Annotated in this window: 14 protein-coding genes; 12 read left to right on the forward strand and 2 right to left on the reverse strand. The window is 64.7% G+C overall.

The window, feature by feature from the left end; translation table 11 throughout:
* Positions 1-44 precede the first annotated feature (44 nt).
* The 5 genes from mtrA to A5747_RS15420 all read left to right on the forward strand — a co-directional run bounded on the left by mtrA (position 45) and on the right by A5747_RS15420 (position 6341).
* The gene (gene mtrA, locus A5747_RS15400) at positions 45-731 is read left to right on the forward strand and encodes a two-component system response regulator MtrA (protein WP_007168097.1); all 687 of its coding nucleotides are present in this window, start codon (positions 45-47) and stop codon (positions 729-731) included.
* Positions 728-2395, forward strand: coding sequence for an MtrAB system histidine kinase MtrB (gene mtrB, locus A5747_RS15405; RefSeq protein ID WP_076125666.1), 1668 nt, complete (start codon positions 728-730; stop codon positions 2393-2395). Before mtrA ends, mtrB begins: the two co-directional genes overlap by 4 nt.
* Entirely contained in the window at positions 2395-4152 is a 1758-nt protein-coding gene (lpqB, locus tag A5747_RS15410) for an MtrAB system accessory lipoprotein LpqB (protein WP_198938201.1), read from the forward strand. The genes mtrB and lpqB overlap by 1 nt, the downstream gene beginning before the upstream one ends.
* Positions 4153-4394: 242 nt before the next feature.
* Positions 4395-5330 (forward strand): AraC family transcriptional regulator, encoded by a 936-nt coding sequence (locus A5747_RS15415; protein WP_076125670.1) that lies wholly within the window; start codon positions 4395-4397, stop codon positions 5328-5330.
* Between the two features lie 27 nt (positions 5331-5357).
* A complete protein-coding gene (locus tag A5747_RS15420; protein WP_076125673.1) occupies positions 5358-6341 on the forward strand; it encodes an AraC family transcriptional regulator in 984 nt (327 codons plus the stop codon).
* A gap of 10 nt (positions 6342-6351) precedes the next feature.
* Here A5747_RS15420 and A5747_RS25105 read toward each other — a convergent pair whose 3' ends face one another.
* Positions 6352-6681 (reverse strand): PaaI family thioesterase, encoded by a 330-nt coding sequence (locus tag A5747_RS25105; protein WP_158070273.1) that lies wholly within the window; start codon positions 6679-6681, stop codon positions 6352-6354.
* Between the two features lie 145 nt (positions 6682-6826).
* Entirely contained in the window at positions 6827-7930 is a 1104-nt protein-coding gene (locus A5747_RS15430; protein ID WP_083700457.1) for an LLM class flavin-dependent oxidoreductase, read from the reverse strand.
* Positions 7931-8338: 408 nt separating this feature from the next.
* Between A5747_RS15430 and A5747_RS15435 the strand changes: the two genes are divergently transcribed.
* The 7 genes from A5747_RS15435 (at position 8339) to A5747_RS15465 (ending at position 16471) form a co-directional block, all read left to right on the forward strand.
* Positions 8339-9172: a methyltransferase domain-containing protein gene (locus A5747_RS15435; RefSeq protein WP_076125677.1), complete on the forward strand. Its 834-nt coding sequence runs from the start codon at positions 8339-8341 to the stop codon at positions 9170-9172.
* Positions 9173-9424: 252 nt separating this feature from the next.
* Complete coding sequence (locus A5747_RS15440; RefSeq protein ID WP_158070274.1) at positions 9425-10351, forward strand: Crp/Fnr family transcriptional regulator; 927 nt, start codon at positions 9425-9427, stop codon at positions 10349-10351.
* Positions 10344-11366, forward strand: a complete 1023-nt coding sequence (locus A5747_RS15445) for a nitronate monooxygenase (protein ID WP_076125679.1) — start codon at positions 10344-10346, stop codon at positions 11364-11366. Before A5747_RS15440 ends, A5747_RS15445 begins: the two co-directional genes overlap by 8 nt.
* A 24-nt stretch (positions 11367-11390) precedes the next feature.
* Positions 11391-12110 carry an SDR family NAD(P)-dependent oxidoreductase gene (locus A5747_RS15450; RefSeq protein WP_076125681.1) on the forward strand — a complete coding sequence of 240 codons (720 nt, stop codon included), beginning with the start codon at positions 11391-11393 and terminating at the stop codon, positions 12108-12110.
* 19 nt (positions 12111-12129) lie between these two features.
* The gene (locus tag A5747_RS15455; protein WP_083700480.1) at positions 12130-13809 is read left to right on the forward strand and encodes a GMC family oxidoreductase; all 1680 of its coding nucleotides are present in this window, start codon (positions 12130-12132) and stop codon (positions 13807-13809) included.
* On the forward strand, positions 13809-14918 hold the full coding sequence (locus A5747_RS15460; protein WP_233148058.1) for an NAD(P)/FAD-dependent oxidoreductase: 1110 nt from the start codon (positions 13809-13811) through the stop codon (positions 14916-14918). The genes A5747_RS15455 and A5747_RS15460 overlap by 1 nt, the downstream gene beginning before the upstream one ends.
* 347 nt (positions 14919-15265) lie before the next feature.
* A complete protein-coding gene (locus tag A5747_RS15465; RefSeq protein ID WP_076125685.1) occupies positions 15266-16471 on the forward strand; it encodes a cytochrome P450 in 1206 nt (401 codons plus the stop codon).
* The last annotated feature ends 92 nt before the right edge of the window (positions 16472-16563 follow it).

Here is a 16563-nt window from a genome sequence, read left to right on the forward strand (position 1 = left end):
AACGCCCGTGTGGCGCCCGAGTTTTGTCCCGATTCGGTGACACCATGGACTCCATGAGGCAAAGGATCTTGGTCGTCGATGACGACGCTTCGCTGGCGGAGATGCTGACCATCGTGCTGCGTGGGGAGGGCTTCGACACCGCGGTCATCGGTGACGGCACCCAGGCCCTGACCGCGGTGCGCGAGCTGCGCCCGGATTTGGTGCTGCTGGACCTGATGTTGCCCGGCATGAACGGCATCGACGTGTGCCGGGTCTTGCGCGCCGACTCCGGCGTGCCGATCGTCATGCTGACGGCCAAGACCGACACCGTCGACGTGGTGCTGGGCCTGGAGTCGGGTGCCGACGACTACATCATGAAGCCGTTCAAGCCCAAGGAGCTGGTCGCCCGGGTGCGCGCGCGGCTGCGGCGCAACGACGACGAGCCCGCCGAGATGCTGTCGATCGCCGACGTCGAGATCGACGTGCCCGCCCACAAGGTCACTCGCAACGGCGAGCAGATCTCTCTGACCCCGCTGGAGTTCGACCTGCTGGTCGCGCTGGCACGCAAACCACGCCAGGTGTTTACTCGTGATGTGCTGCTCGAACAGGTGTGGGGATACCGGCACCCAGCGGATACCCGCTTGGTAAACGTGCATGTCCAGCGTCTACGGGCCAAGGTCGAAAAAGACCCTGAGAACCCGACTGTGGTGTTGACCGTTCGAGGAGTGGGATACAAGGCCGGACCTCCGTGATCCGGCGCTCGCCGCGACGCACCAGGAGTCGTTGGGGGCGCACGGGCCCCATGGCACGCGGCTTAGGTGCGTTGAGCCGAGCCGTTGGCATTGCCTGGCGCCGTTCGCTGCAATTGCGAGTCGTGGCGCTGACCCTTGGCCTGTCGTTGGCGGTGATCCTGGCGCTCGGCTTCGTGCTGACCAGTCAGGTCACCAACCGGGTGCTCGACGTCAAGGTCAAAGCCGCCCTCGAGCAGATCGAGCGGGCGCGCACCACCGTCGGTGGGATCGTCAACGGCGAGGAGACGCGCTCGCTGGACAGCAGCCTTCAGCTGGCCCGCAACACGTTGACGTCGAAGACCGACCCGGCGTCGGGCGCCGGCCTCGCGGGTGCGTTCGACGCGGCGCTGCTCGTTCCCGGTGACGGCCCGCGCGCCGCGAGTTCGGCGGGACCCGTCGACCAGGTGCCCAACTCGCTGCGCGGCTTCGTCAAGGCCGGGCAGGCCGCCTATCAATACGCCACGGTGCACACCGACGGCTTCTCCGGGCCGGCCCTGATCATCGGCACGCCGGCGTCGGCACAGGTGGCCAACCTGGAGCTGTACCTGATCTTCCCGCTCAAAAACGAGCAGGCCACCATCCAGCTGGTGCGCGGCACGATGATCACCGGCGGAGCGGTGCTGCTGGTCCTGCTCGCCGGGATCGCGCTGCTGGTATCGCGTCAGGTCGTCGTGCCGGTGCGGTCGGCGTCGCGGATCGCCGAACGGTTCGCCGACGGCCATCTGTCCGAGCGGATGCCGGTGCGCGGCGAGGACGACATGGCCCGGCTGGCGGTGTCGTTCAACGACATGGCGGAGAGCCTGTCGCGCCAGATCACCCAGCTCGAGGAGTTCGGCAACCTGCAGCGGCGGTTCACCTCCGACGTCAGCCACGAGCTGCGCACCCCGCTGACCACCGTGCGGATGGCCGCCGACCTGATCTACGACCACAGCGCCGACCTCGACCCGACGCTGGCGCGGTCCACCGAGTTGATGGTCAACGAGCTGGACCGCTTCGAGACGCTGCTCAACGACCTGCTGGAGATCTCCCGCCACGACGCGGGCGTGGCCGAGCTGTCCGTCGAGGCGGTCGACCTGCGCACCACGGTGCGAAGCGCGCTGGGCAACGTGGGGCACCTGGCCGAAGAGGCCGGCATCGAGCTGCTTGTCGAGATGCCGGACGAGGAGGTGATCGCCGAGGTCGACGCGCGCCGGGTGGAGCGGATCCTGCGCAACCTGATCGCCAACGCCATCGACCACGCCGAGCACAAGCCCGTCCACATCCGGATGGGCGCAGACGAGGACACGGTCGCCGTCACGGTCCGCGACCACGGGGTGGGGCTGCGGCCCGGCGAGGAGAAGCTGGTGTTCAGCCGGTTCTGGCGCTCGGACCCGTCGCGGGTGCGGCGCTCCGGCGGCACGGGGCTGGGCCTGGCGATCAGCATCGAGGACGCGCGCCTGCACCAGGGCCGGCTCGAGGCGTGGGGCGAGCCCGGTCAGGGCGCGTGCTTCCGGCTGACGCTGCCGCTGGTTCGCGGCCACAAGGTCACCACCAGCCCGCTGCCCATGAAACCCATTCCGCAACCGCCGGCTGCCGAACGCAAGGAGCGCCAGCGCACGCGCGAGCATGCCGAGAGGAGCGGGTGATGCGCCGGCTCCTGGGTCTGCTGTTGCTGGCGGTGTTGCTCGCCGGGTGCGCCGGGGTGCCCAGCTCGTCGGCACCCCAGGCCATCGGCACCATCGAGCGACCGGCGCCGTCGAACCTGCCCAAGCCGACCCCGGGCATGGACCCCGACGTGCTGCTGCGCGAATTCCTCAAGGCCACAGCCGATCCCGCGAACCGGCATCTGGCCGCGCGGCAGTTCCTCACCCAGTCGGCGTCCAACGCGTGGGACGACGCGGGTAGCGCACTGCTGATCGACCATGTGGTGTTCGTGGAAACCCGTGGCGCTGAACGGGTTTCGGCAAACATGCGGGCCGACATCCTGGGCTCGCTGTCCGACATGGGGGTGTTCGAAACCGCGGAGGGCACGCTGCCGGACCCGGGCCCGATCGAGTTGGTCAAGACGTCGGGCGGTTGGCGCATCGACCGCCTGCCCAACGGAGTCTTCTTGGACTGGCAGCAATTTCAGGCGACCTACAAACGCAACACGCTGTACTTCGCCGACCCCACGGGCAAGACCGTGGTCCCCGACCCGCGCTACGTCGCGGTGTCCGATCACGATCAGCTGGCGACCGAACTCGTGTCCAAGCTGCTGGCGGGCCCGCGGCCGGAGATGGCCCATACGGTCCGCAACCTGCTCGCGCCGCCGCTGCGGCTGCGCGGCCCGGTGACCCGGGCCGACGGCGGCAAAAACGGGATCGGCCGCGGTTACGGGGGAGCGCGCATCGATCTGGAGAAATTATCGACGACCGATCCGCACAGCCGGCAATTGCTTGCCGCGCAAATCATTTGGACCCTGGCCCGCGCGGATATCAGGGGGCCGTATGTGATCAACGCCGACGGTGCGCCGCTGGACGACAGGTTCGCCGAGGGCTGGACTACCTCCGACGTCGCGGCCACCGACCCGGGCGTGGCCGACGGCGCAGGCGCGGGTTTGCACGCGCTGGTCAACGGTTCCCTGGTCGGGTTGGACGGGCAGCACACCACGACGGTGCCCGGGGCCTTCGGGCGGATGGGGGACCAGTCGTCCGCCGCGCTGTCGCGCAGTGGGCGCGAGGTGGCGTCGGTGGTGACCCTGCGGCGCGGCGCCCCCGACGTGGCGGAGTCGCTGTGGATCGGCGAGCTGGGTGGTGAGGCGGTGCAATCCGCCGACGGGCACAGCATTTCGCGGCCCAGCTGGTCGCTGGACGACGCGGTCTGGGTGGTGGTCGACACCAACAACGTGCTGCGGTCGTTCCAGGAGCCGGCGTCGGGGCAGCCCGCGCGCATCCCGGTGGATTCGGCGGCGGTCGCCACTCGCTTCCCGGGGCCGATCACCGAGCTGCAGCTGTCCCGCGACGGCACCCGCGCCGCGATGGTGATCGCCGGCCAGGTGATCATCGCCAGCGTCGAGCAGACCCAGGCCGGCCAGTTCGCCCTGACATATCCGCGGCGGCTGGGTTTCGGTCTCGGCACGTCGGTGGTGGCGCTGTCCTGGCGAACCGGCGATGACATCGTGGTGACCCGCACGGACGCCACGCATCCGGTGTCGTACGTGAACATCGACGGCGTGAACTCCGACGCGCCCTCGCGCGGTTTGCAGATTCCGCTGACGGCGATCGCGGCCAACCCGTCGACGGTGTACGTCGCAGCTCCGCAAGGGGTGCTGCAATATTCGGCGTCCTCCGCCGAAGGCGAGCAGAGCTGGTCGGAGGTAGCCGGGTTGGGGGCGCCCGGAGCGGCTCCGGTCTTGCCTGGCTGACCGCCCCTGGCCACATTGCGCACCGTTCTGGACGGATAGCGCGGACTTCCCGTCGTGGCATAGCACCGCGAAGTCTCCGTAGCTAGCTTCGTTAACACGCGGACGGGACCGCGCGTCTATGGAAGGCGGGGAAGGCTGACCGAGTGAGCGACCAACGGACAGCGAATGTTTCGGAAACGCACATATGGACGCCGGCGAAAGATTTCGACGACTTCGCCCTGGTGTGTTGCGGCCGACCCCACATGAATCTGTTGATCGATCCCGAGGAGTTTTCGCTAATCCAGCGCGTGGCCCGGGTGGGTCCGCTCACCATCTCCGAAATCGTCGTCGGCTCCGATCTGTCGATGGATGCCGGCGAGGAGTGTGGGGCCTACCGGGTCGTAATGCAGCGGACTGGCCGCATAGAGGGTCGACATAGGGGAATTGCTCTCACGGGCGGGCCAGGCGCTGCGTCCGTATACGCACCGAAGGGACACACCGCGGGGGTCTGGACCGCTGGAACCAGGTTGATTTCTGTGAAGATCGCACGCTGCGCCGTCGACGATGCGCTCGGCGATGCACTCGGCCGCCCGGTGACGGGTCAACCCGATTTCGCACCGTTCATGCGCACCGATGCGGCGCCGACCCGAAGCTGGATCAATATGGTGTTGTCGTTCAAGGACCTGCTTTTCCGGCCCGACAGCGTGCTGCGGCAACCGCTTGTCGGATTGCCGTTCGTCGACGGTCTGGTGCGCGGGTTCTTGCTGGCCGCCGAGCATCCGCACCTGGACGCCCTGACCAGACGCGAACGACTGGGCGCCCCTCGCTCCATTCGTACTGCGGTCGAAATCATCGAAGAGGAGGCCGATTTGCCGCTGACACTAGCGTCGATCGCGGGGCGCAGTCACATCAGTGTTCGTACGCTGCAGCAAGGGTTTCGGCGCTACCTGGACACGTCGCCGATGGCATATCTGCGCGAGGTCCGGCTGCGCCGGGCGCACGAAACCCTGCTGGCGGCTGACCCATCGATGGTTACCGTAGCTTCGGTTGCTTACCGGTGGGGCTTCAGCAACCTCGGCAGGTTTGCTGCTGCCCATGCCGCGCGCTACCGTGAGACACCGACACAGACTTTGCGGCGCAGGGCGTTCGCGCGCAGGCCAACGGAGCTACCGATTCGCCCTGGGATCCGTCGGCTGTGACGGGCGGATCGAGTGGGAGATGCCGCGATGACAGTAGAAAACACCGCATGGGTTTCGGTGCAGTCGTTGGACGACTTTGCCGAGCTGCGTACGAGCCAGACGGGTTCATCGCCTGATTGGTGGCCAGACATCGGGCCACTCGGGGACACCGGGTCGTTCTCTTTCACGCACCGGATGCGCCGCATCGGACCGATCACTGTGCTAGACATCGACTTTCAAGACGACGTGTGGGTGAATGGCGGTGAGATGCGTCCCCACTATCACGTCACCCTGCCGGTCGCGCCTTGGTCGGCAGCGATGGTTGACAATTTCTCCATTGCCGCGGAGCCCGGTTCGGTCGCGGTGTTCCGGCCCGAGGGCCAAGCGGGAGTGGAGCGTTACGTCGGCCGACTGCTGGCCGTGATGATCGATCGTCACGCCGTTGAAGATGCTCTTGCGGATGCGCTTGGACGGTCCATCACTTCCCAAATCGACTTTGAGCCCCTCATGCCGACCGCAACCGCGGTCGTCCGCAGCTGGATCACCATGGTGTCGCAGTTCACCGACCAGCTGTTCCGGCCTCGCAGTGTCCTGCATCAGCCCATGGTCGGAATGCCATTCGCCGAGAGCGTGGTCCGCGGTTTCTTGGTGGCCGCAGACCACTCCTACCGCGCGATGTTGGAGGGCGAGGCAGCCGCGCCCCCGCCGGGCGCCATCCGGACGGCAATCGAGGTCATCGAGGCCGAAGCGGACCAGCCGTTGACGGTCTCCGAACTGGCCCAGCGCAGCTACGTCAGCGTTAGATCACTTCAGCATGGATTCCAGCGTCACCTGGGGGTCACGCCGATGGCATATTTGCGTGAAGTCCGGCTACGCCGTGCGCACCAGACCCTGCTCGAGTCCGACCCATCGACAGCCACAGTGGCCTCGGTCGCGTACCGCTGGGGCTTCACCAACCTCGGCAGGTTCGCCGCTGCCCACACCGCCCGCTACCGTGAACCACCAGTGGAGACACTGCGCCGCAATGCCTGATGAGCTTGCCTCAGGCGTACCGACTGATATCCCTCACTTGCGCGACGATCGACGCGGAGGCGACCGACCTTCCTTGCTCACCGGCCAGGTCCGCTTCGAGCACCGCTGAGGTGCTGGTCACAGACCGCACCCGCGCGGTGACAACGAACAAGCTTCCCTTCGCCGCGCGCAGGTAGTTCACCGTCATAGTCAGGGTTGGGAACCCGTGGCCCGTCACCAGGGTGCCACAGTGCGCCGCGGCTTGGTCCAGCATCTCGGCGATGGATCCGCCGCTGAGAGCCATAAATGCTGTGAAGCGTTCGGGCCCGGGACGAAACGAGACCACCAGGGACTTATCCACGCGTGACCCTGCCTCAAATCGGGCGTTCAGCGCCGAAAGTTGGGGCGGCAGTGAGCTATTCATTGCCGCGATCCACTCCGGTTCGGAAAGCGCTGCTCCAGATTCGCCGAAAAGACGCAGATAGGCATCGCGGGTCGACGTGACGCTATCGTGCAACGACGGTCCTCTCCTGATGACCCATACCCCCACTGTGGTCACGGTGCGCGCACGGGGGCGGCTCATCGCGTGCTTGAGCCGGCCTCCATCCCAGCTTCGGCCCCAGCTTCTCGGCCATGTCGGTGATTATCTGCACGTGATCGTCTTCGTTGAATCCATGCGGCAACGCAAAGGCCACCTCATCGATCCGCTGAAATCCGCGATGGGCGTACAGGGCATCGGCAATTTCCTCGGATGTGCCGACGTAGTCGGGAGAGGCGATCATCCCGCGTGGCCCCTGAGGTTGCACCGTACGGTCGATGCGGCTTTGGGCGTAAGCCCGGTACCGGTCGACCTGTTCGGGTGACGCGGAGTCGGTCGGGATCACCACCAATCCCTGTGAAACCCTGGCAGTTCCGGGGCTCGGATGGTGCGCGCGGAACGCGTCAATATGCTCGGCCTGGATCGTGGCGAAGTCAAGCGATTGACTTCCTTCGCTGCTGACCAGGTTGGCCGTGAGGTAGTTCAGTCCATGGATTCCAGCCCACACTGCCGATTGCAACCCGCCGCCGTACCAGACCCTGCCGGCCAGGCCGGGTGAGTGGGGCTGGACTTCCCGGAAGAACTCGTCGTGGCCCAAGACCCCCTCGAAATCGCTGACTGGATCGCCGCGCAGGCACGCTATGAGGCGTGCCACCCGTGCCTTCGAAAAGTTCTCCACCTCGTGGGTTTCGGGATAGAGCGCAGCCTTGAACTTGTCGTAGAGATAGGGGGTGCCAACCGACACGCCCGGGTTGAGCCGACCACCCGACAGGACGTCAACGGTTGCCAGATCTTCAGCGAGCCGCAGCGGGTTCTCCAGGCCGAGCGGGATCACCGCGGTACCCAGCTCGATTCGGCGGGTGCGCTGGCTGGCGGCGGCCAGGAGCGCGACCGGTGAGGAGATGCCTGGTTGCAGATGCCGTTGGCGTACCCACACGCTATCGAAGCCGAGCGTCTCCGCACGCTCGATCATCCGCAGTGTCTGCTCATGGCCGGGCCCCGGATCGGCGTGGTCGAATCGGCCGATGGTGAGGAAACCCATTCTGTGCAACGCCATTCCGCGCTCAGGCATGGCTTCGACGGTATTGCGGCGGCCGCGGCCCGACTAGCCGAAGTGCGCAGAGCTCCGGCCAGATCGCGCCTGGCGCGGAAATGCCCTGCGGTTCAAGGTCACCGACGGAATGTCGCCGTACCGATCCGCGTGTGTCGCAGCGAACCGGCCGGAGATTGATGAAGCCCCAGCGGTACGCAACGGAGGGCACGGTGACCTCCGACGGGTCAGATTCGATTAGCGTCTGCTGTGCTCGGCGCAGCACAATCGCTGATGCCGATGACTAGGTACCCGCCGTGGTCTGATCACAGCCACCGGAGTTCGTTAACTGCGCATTGTGGCTAGTGCGTCGCGTGCGGTGGCTAGGCGGCATTGGGGTCGGTTCTTTAGCGTTTGCCAGGTAATCACCCGATTCAGGAGCTTCCGGCCATGAGCGTCAATCAAACATCCACAGATGACAGCACCTACGTGTTGGGTCATGTCGACGCAGAGATTCAGCGCCTTCTGTTGCAGGGCCGTCTGCACAACGACTTCACCGAGCACGCACTGCGTCTGGCCGGTCTGCGCCCCGGAATGCGGGTGCTCGATGTGGGCTGCGGGCCGGGCGATGTGTCATTCATCGCCGCGCGGCTGGTGGGGCGTGAGGGGAGGGTGCTCGGCGTGGATGCGGCCGCCGACGTCATCGAGCTCGCGCGGACCCGCGCCGCAGACCAAGGCCTGGAGAGCGTCAGCTTCGAGGCGACCGCGATCGCCGACATCCACTTGGATGAGCCAGTCGATGCCGTGATCGGGCGGCTGATCCTCATGCACCTGCCCGATCCCGTCGCGGCGCTGCGCCACCTCGCGGCCATGGTGCGTCCCGGTGGGCTCATCGTGTTTTGCGAATCCGATATAAACGGCGTGTACGGCGTCGCCGACATGCCGCTGTGGCGTGCGATGACAGAGACCGTCGCCAGGGCCTTTCGGGGTGCCGGCCTTGACCCGGGCTTCGGTGCCAAAATGCCTACGGTGTTTCGGCGGGCCGGTCTGGGCGCACCGCGGTTGACGCTCGGCGCGCCCCTGGGCGGTGCCGATGACACCGACATCGTGGCTTACGTGGCAGAGACGTGGCGCTCGATGTTTCCGTTGGCCGAGCGGCTCGGTTTGGTTCCTGATGAGCTGGCCGATCTCGACACGCTGAGGCGCCGCTTGCAAGACGAAGCCGCCGCCGCGGAAGCCGTGGTCGTAATGCCCCCGCTGATTTGTGCGTGGACCCAGGTGTAGATCGCCTCCAGCGCTGCAATGAATCCGAACCCGCCTGCACCGGTGGGTCGTTCGTGTTGCAAGTTGACTTCAGCATGTCCCACCGGAGATTGGAGACGCGACGCGTGATGCGTGAAAGGTATTGCGCCACAACCCTCCACGCCGCCGCGGACGCGGCGCTTTCACTGGTTGCGATTGACCTATGCGCAGTATGGCCGAAAGGCCGCGCGCTGCGGCTAGGCGCAATTGCTGTGGCCACATAGCGTTTGCGGTGTGATTAGCCCGGCAGTCGCTTTCCTGACACCTGAGTTAGTGGCCATCGCGTTGTTGTCGTGGGACGCGACCAGTCCTATCAGGCCGCCATTTGAGAAACGGCGAACACAAAAAGCGTTGCAAGCGACGGCCTTACCGACATCCAACGGTGTGGTCACCAAACAACTAAGGCGGCCATGGGTTTCGTGCGGCGAGCCACGACATGAGGCCACGAAGAGTGGTGATATCTACAAGGCGCTGGTGGCATCGGGAATCTTCAGCAGGACGAGTCCCGATGCGGTGTCGGCCCTGTCCACGCGGCTCGCGCGCAAGCGGTTCGCGCCCGGATGCATCGTGGATGCTGAGCGCGACGCCGGTGGTCGTCTTTACGTGATCATTTCCGGCAAAGTCAAGGTCTCATACCGGCTTCCCGACGGAAGCGAAATTATCCTGACGATCCTGGGTCCGTCAGAAATATTCGGTGTCATAAGGCTTTTCGATCCGAGCGCGCAAGAAACCAGTGTCACCACCCTCACCGATGTGCGGGCGGCGCCAATTGAACACGATCAGCTCCGGGTGTGGATGGTCGAACACCCGGAGATCAGTGATCAGCTCGTGCGCCTTTTCGCACGATGGGCCAACGCGACGACGAACTCCCTGGCCGACTTCGCGTTCGTCGACGCTCAGGCGCGCATCGCCAACCGACTCCTGTTCTTGAGGAAGCGGTTCGGCCGGCGGGAAGGGGACGTGGTGAGGGTGGTGCATGACCTGACATTGGAGGACTTCTCTGGGTTCGTCGGTGTGGCCCCGAAGATGATCGTCGCAACCCTAGGTGATTTCGAGGAACGCGGCTGGATCCGCTTGGAAGACAACAGTGTTGTCATCGTCGATGGGCAAGCGCTTGCGTCACTGAGTCGAATGAGTTTCTCGGAGGTATCTAATGCTTGACCGATTTGCCCTGGCGGATTTGAGTGTTCGAGTGCTGGGAGCGCCTATGGCCGGTGGTCCGTCGACGCCTGAGTTGGCGGCCGCGGTGACCGATGGCGGCGGTCTTGGCTTTCTCGCGGCCGGCATGTCGTCGGCTGAAGACCTAGCTGATGCCATCATCGCGGCTCGCAGGCTGACCTCGGGTCCGCTCGGAGTCAATCTCATTGTGCCCCAACAGGAACTGGGTAATTCCGAAGAGCTCAGTGCGTTCGCCGCAGCATTGGCGGAGGAGGCCGATCACTACGGTGTAGCGCTTGGTGAGCCATGGCATGGCGACAACGAGTGGGCCGCCAAGCTCGAGGTGGTATGCGATCTGCGGCCCGAGGTGGTGTCCTTTACGTTCGGTTCACCGCGCGAAGACGAGTGTCGGCGCCTTAACGGTGTCGGCATCTTGAACCTCGCGACGATAACCACGGTCGGCGAGGCAATGGTCGCGCTGAACCGGGGCGTGGATGCCTTGGTGGCCCAGGGCCCCGGCGCGGGTGGGCACCGCGCGACCTTCGATGCGCTCGCCACGCCGCCCGACCATCCGCTCGACGAGCTGGTTGCCGCACTCGTGGCCTGCTTCGACTGTCCTGTCGTGGCGGCCGGGGGCCTGGGCACATCTCGTGACGTAAGCCGCATGCGCTATGCCGGTGCCACGGCCGTGCAGTGCGGCACGGCGTTCTTGCTTGCTGACGAAGCCGGAACCAATCCAGTGCATCGGGCAGCGTTGTGCGATCGCAAGTTCACCGAGACGGTTTTGACTCGCGCGTTCACCGGCCGCTACGCGCGCGCCTTGCGCAACCGATTCGTCGACCGGCACGCCGCTGACGCGGTATTCGGATTCCCGGAGATAGCGACGATGACGGCGCCCATCCAGGCGGCCGCGGTGAAGTTGGGCGACCCGCACGGTGTCGCGTTGTTGGCAGGCACCGCTTTTCATCACGCAAAGGCGGGTGCGGCCGCCGACATCGTGCGCGAGCTGGCCGGCTAATCAATCGAAGAAAGGCAGCAGACAATGCAATTCAGCGGCGAAAAAGTTGCGATCATCACCGGCGCATCGCGGGGAATCGGCGCCGGCTTGGTCGAGGCATACCGCAAGCACGGCTACCGGGTGATCGCCAATTCGCGCAGCATCACCGAGTCATCTCACCCCGAAGTCCTCACAGTCGCAGGCAATATCGCTGACCCCGCCACCGCGGAGCAACTCGTGGTTGCGGCGGTATCACGGTTCGGCCGCATCGACACGCTGGTCAACAACGCCGGCGTCTTTATTTCCAAGCCCTTCACCAAGTACAACGTCGACGACTACACGTGGGTGACATCAGTGAACATGCTCGGCTTCCTCAACGTCACGCAACGCGTCATCGACATAATGCTTGCGCTGGGCAACGGCGGCCACGTGGTCAACATCACCACCACCCTGGCCGAGCACCCGCTGCCCGCGGTTCCGTCGGCGCTGACCGCACTCACCAAAGGCGGTCTGGCCGCCGTCACCAAATCATTGGCGATCGAGTACGCCGATCGCGGAATCCGGGTGAACGCAATATCTCCCGGTGTCATCGATACGCCAATCCATGGCGAAACCGACGCAGCCGCGGCCTACGCCGGAATGCACCCCCAAAATCGCATCGGCGCTGTTACCGACGTTGTGCATGGTGCGCTCTATTTGGAAACTGCCCCCTTCGTCACCGGCGAGATCCTGCACGTCGACGGCGGACAGAGCGCGGGCCACTAGGCGAGCCGAGGTGAAACGGATGTCGACTGACTCGGGCACTCGTGCGGATCACGATTTGGACCGACGGGTCCGCTCCAACCAGGACCGTCTATTGGCTGATTTGAAGCCGACGTACGACTTCATCGTCTGCGGCGCGGGATCATCCGGCAGTGTAGTTGCCCGGCGGTTGGCCGAGGACCCTGCAGCGACCGTCTTGTTGCTGGAGGCAGGGGGAAGCGACGACATGCCGTGTGTCACCGAATCGAAGCTGTGGCATATGAATCTGGGCAGCGCGACGGATTGGGCGTTTCGGGCCGAACCGAATCCATATCTGAACGGCAGAACGCTCACGCTATCGATGGGCAAAGTTCTGGGCGGCGGATCGAGCATCAACCTGATGGCTTGGGCGAGGGGTCACAGGACGGACTGGGACTTCTTCGCTGCCGAGTCGGGGAACAACGCGTGGAGCTACCAGTCCGTGCTGGACGTCTACCGCCGCATCGAAGACTGGCGAGGCGCGCCCGACCCTGAACATAGGGGCACTGGCGGTCCGGTCTTCGTGCAGCCGAAAAAGCATCCGCATCCTGCTGGGCCCGCGGTGCTGGAAGCCGCCCGATGTCTAGGCGTCGCCCACTTTGACAGTCCGAACGGAAAGATGATGGAGGGCCAGGGCGGTGCGGCGATAATGGACCTGCGAACGCGGTGCGGCAGGCGCCAATCGGTGTTTCGGTCTTACACATATCCCTTCATGGACCGGCCCAACCTAACCGTATTGACCGCCGCCTTCGTGCGGCGAGTAATCATCGAGCGCGGCCGCGCTGCCGGAGTCGAGGTCCGCTACCGCGACCGCATCCGGCAATTCCGCGTTGGGGCCGAGGTTGTGCTGTCTTTGGGCGCGGTCCATACCCCAAAGGTCCTGATGCTCTCCGGAGTTGGCGACCATAGCCTGCTGCGACGCTTGGGAATCCGGGTCGTCGCGGACTTGCCTGGTGTAGGTCGCAACTTGCACGACCATCTCGGCTTCCCATGTATTTGGGAAGCGCCCGGTAATGAACCGCTCCATAATTCCGGCGATACGATGCTGTTCTGGCAGGAACGGTACGGGCGCAATGAGCCCGATTTCTTCGCTTGCCAAGGGGCGATCCTGTTCGCGAGCCCGGAAAGCATCGCCCGATTCGGGCTGCCCGGCACCGGTTGGATGCTGCTCGGTGCGCTGACACACCCCAAGAGCCGTGGCGTAGTTGAACTAACGAGCGCGGATCCCGACCAGCCCGTCAGAGTGGTTCACAACGGCCTATCACATCCCGACGATCTGAGGCTGGCCGGGAAATGCGTTGAGGACATGCGGAAAGTCGGCAATTCATCGCCGTTGCGTCCTTTCGTCAAGCGCGAAGTCATGCCCGGCGACCTGACCGGCGGAGAACTGGTCACCTACCTGCGTGATGCCGCGCTCACCTATTGGCATCTGGTCGGCACGGCCAGGATGGGACGCGACCGGCTCGCCGTCGTCGACGGCGCTCTGAAGGTCCATGGCATCGAAAACCTGCGTGTCGCAGACGGATCGATCATGCCGAGAATCACCAGCGGAAACACGATGGCGCCCTGCGTTGTCATCGGGGAGCGCGCCGGCTACGAGATCAAGGCAGAACACAGAATGTCGGGCCCCGACGTAATGGTGCTGGACGACGCCAAATCGGTGAGTCGTTTGGGAGAGCCCTGATGTCCATGCTTGGTAGTGGGGCCGTAGTCGTCGGTGCCAGCATCAGTGGGTTGCTCGCCGCCAGGGTCCTGGCCGACCACTACGACTCCGTCAGCGTAGTGGATCGAGACGTTCTTCCGGCGGGCCCGCTGCACCGGCGCGGGGTTCCCCAAGCTGCGCACGCCCATGTTCTGCTGGCGCGCTGCCCGCCGCTTCTGCGCGAGTTTTTTCCGGGGATTCTTCATGAGCTATACGCCGACGGCGTCCCCGTATGGGCTGATGGAGATCTTTCGAAGATCGACTTATCGTTTGGCGGCCATCGGCTGGTGCGCAGCGGTCGTCTGCGTTACCCCGAAGCGTACGTACAGTACTACGCGAGCCGGCCGTTGCTGGAATATCGGCTTCGACGGCGGGTCCAGGGTATTCCGAACGTCACCGTCCTCGATCGACGCGACGCTGTCGACTTGGTGGCGACCGCCGATCGCGCGCGGGTTGCGGGAGTTCGTGTGGCAGACCGAGATGGAGCCGAGACGACGCTGGCCGCGGAGCTGGTCGTTGACGCGACGGGCCGCGGTTCGCGAACCCCGGTTTTTCTGGAGAAGCTCGGTTACGGCCGTCCGCCGCAAGACGAGCTGGTAGTGCGGATGGCTTACGCCAGCCAGATGTTGAGAATCCCACGCGGGATGCTCGGCACAAGGTTGGTTGGGCGGCCCCCAGAGCCGGGCCTGCCGGCCGGCTTTGTTCTGGTGGAGAACGAGAACAACGATTGGGTGCTTACCCTCAGCGCGATAGCGGGCAACGAGCCCCCAACCGAGTACGCGGAAATACTAGAATTTCTAGGGCAACTCGCGCCAGGTGACGTGCTTGAGGCGGTCCGAGCGGCCCAACCCGTGGGGCAGGTAACCCGCTACCGGGTGCCGTCAAATCGGTGGCGGCGATACGACAAGATGCGGCGACACCCCGACGGATTGGTCGTCGTCGGTGATGCGATCTGCAGCTTCAACCCTGTTTACGGTCAGGGCATGACGATGGCCGCACTCGACGCGGTCGCGCTGCGCGATTGTCTGCGGGACGGACACCGTCATCTTCCGCGCCGGTTTACCATGACTCGGCCAAAAACATTGCCGTAGCCTGGCGAACCGCCGTCGGTGCTGATCTTTCCCTCCCGGAAGTGGCGGGACCGCGACCAACCTCGATGCGCATTACCAACGCCTTGCTGGAGCGCGTGATCATAGCGGCGCAGACAGACCCCGGTGTGACGGAGCAATTTCTACGTGTCGTCGGAATGATTGACTCACCAGCTCGGCTGCTGCAGCCGGCGATGATGCTTCGGATCATCAAAGCCGGTGGTCACCGCCGAGGCCATCGGCGACCAATTGTCACGCAAAATATCCAGTCGTCAGCGCGCAGCGGCTAGCCGGATTGGCTTGGGCCGCATAGCGTTACCAGCGATGAGTGCCAACCACAGCGATACCCCATGACACAGACGCTTGACGTCGACTTGACAGACGGCCGCTTCTACTCCGGCGGGGGCGCGCACGACGCATATCGCTGGATGCGCGCGAACCGGCCGGTTTTTCGCGACCGAAACGGGTTGGCCGCGGCGGCGACCTACCGGGCCGTCATCGATGCCGAACGCAGCCCGCGGCTATTTTCCAACGCCGGTGGAATCCGGCCCCAATACCCGGGCAAGCCCTACATGGTCGAAATGGACGATCCCGAACATCTGTTGCGGCGCAAGCTCGTCAGCGCGGCGTTCACCGGCGCGCGGGTACTGCGGAAGGCGTCGTCCATCGGCAGGCTGTGCGACGAGCTGATCGATGCGGTGTGTGAGTCGGGGGAGTGTGACTTCGTCCGTGACATTGCCGCTCCGCTGCCGATGGCGGTGATCGGCGACATGCTTGGTGTGTTGCCCGAGGACCGCGCGATGCTGCTGAAATGGTCCGACGAGCTCGTCGGTGGGCCAAGTTCGCCGGCCAACGCGTCATCGATGCAAGCAGTGATGGATGCATTCGCCGAATACAGGGCGTTCACGATGGACATGATCACAAAACGCCGAACGGAACCGTCGGACGACTTGCTCAATGTCCTAGTAAATGCGGAAATCGATGGACGCCGGTTGTCGGATGACGAAATCGTCTATGAGTCACTGCTGATCCTGATCGGCGGCGACGAGACCACCCGGCACGTTCTCTCCGGCGGCGTCGAACAACTGCTGCGGAATCGCGACCAATGGAAAGCGCTGCGCGACGACTCCAGTCTGCTGCCGCCCGCGGTCGAGGAGATGCTTCGGTGGACCTCGCCGGTAAAGAACATGTGCCGCACACTCACCGCAGACACCGTGTTTCACGGCACTGCGCTGCGAGCCGGCGAAAAGATCATGCTGCTGTTCGAGTCGGCCAACTTCGACGAAGCGATCTTTGACGATCCGGATAAATTCCGTATCGACCGCAACCCCAACAGGCACCTGGCATTCGGCTTTGGTACGCACTTTTGCCTGGGGAACCAGTTGGCGCGATTGGAACTTTCACTGATGCTTTCGCGGCTGCTGCAGCGACTGCCCGATATGCGGTTGGCTGGCGACGCCGAGTTGCCCTTGCGTCCAGCAAATTTCGTCACCGGGCCAGAATCGATGCCAGTACTATTCACGCCCTCGAAACCATCTGTACCGCGATGTTATTAGAGATCTCGGTGCCCAGATGCGTCGTGCGGCTCTCGGCTATGAGGCCGCCGCTTTCCCCGACTGACAGGAGAATCGTGTGTACAGTCCTACTG

This window comes from Mycobacterium sp. IS-836, from assembly GCF_001954275.1.
In the GTDB taxonomy this organism is placed as follows: domain Bacteria; phylum Actinomycetota; class Actinomycetes; order Mycobacteriales; family Mycobacteriaceae; genus Mycobacterium.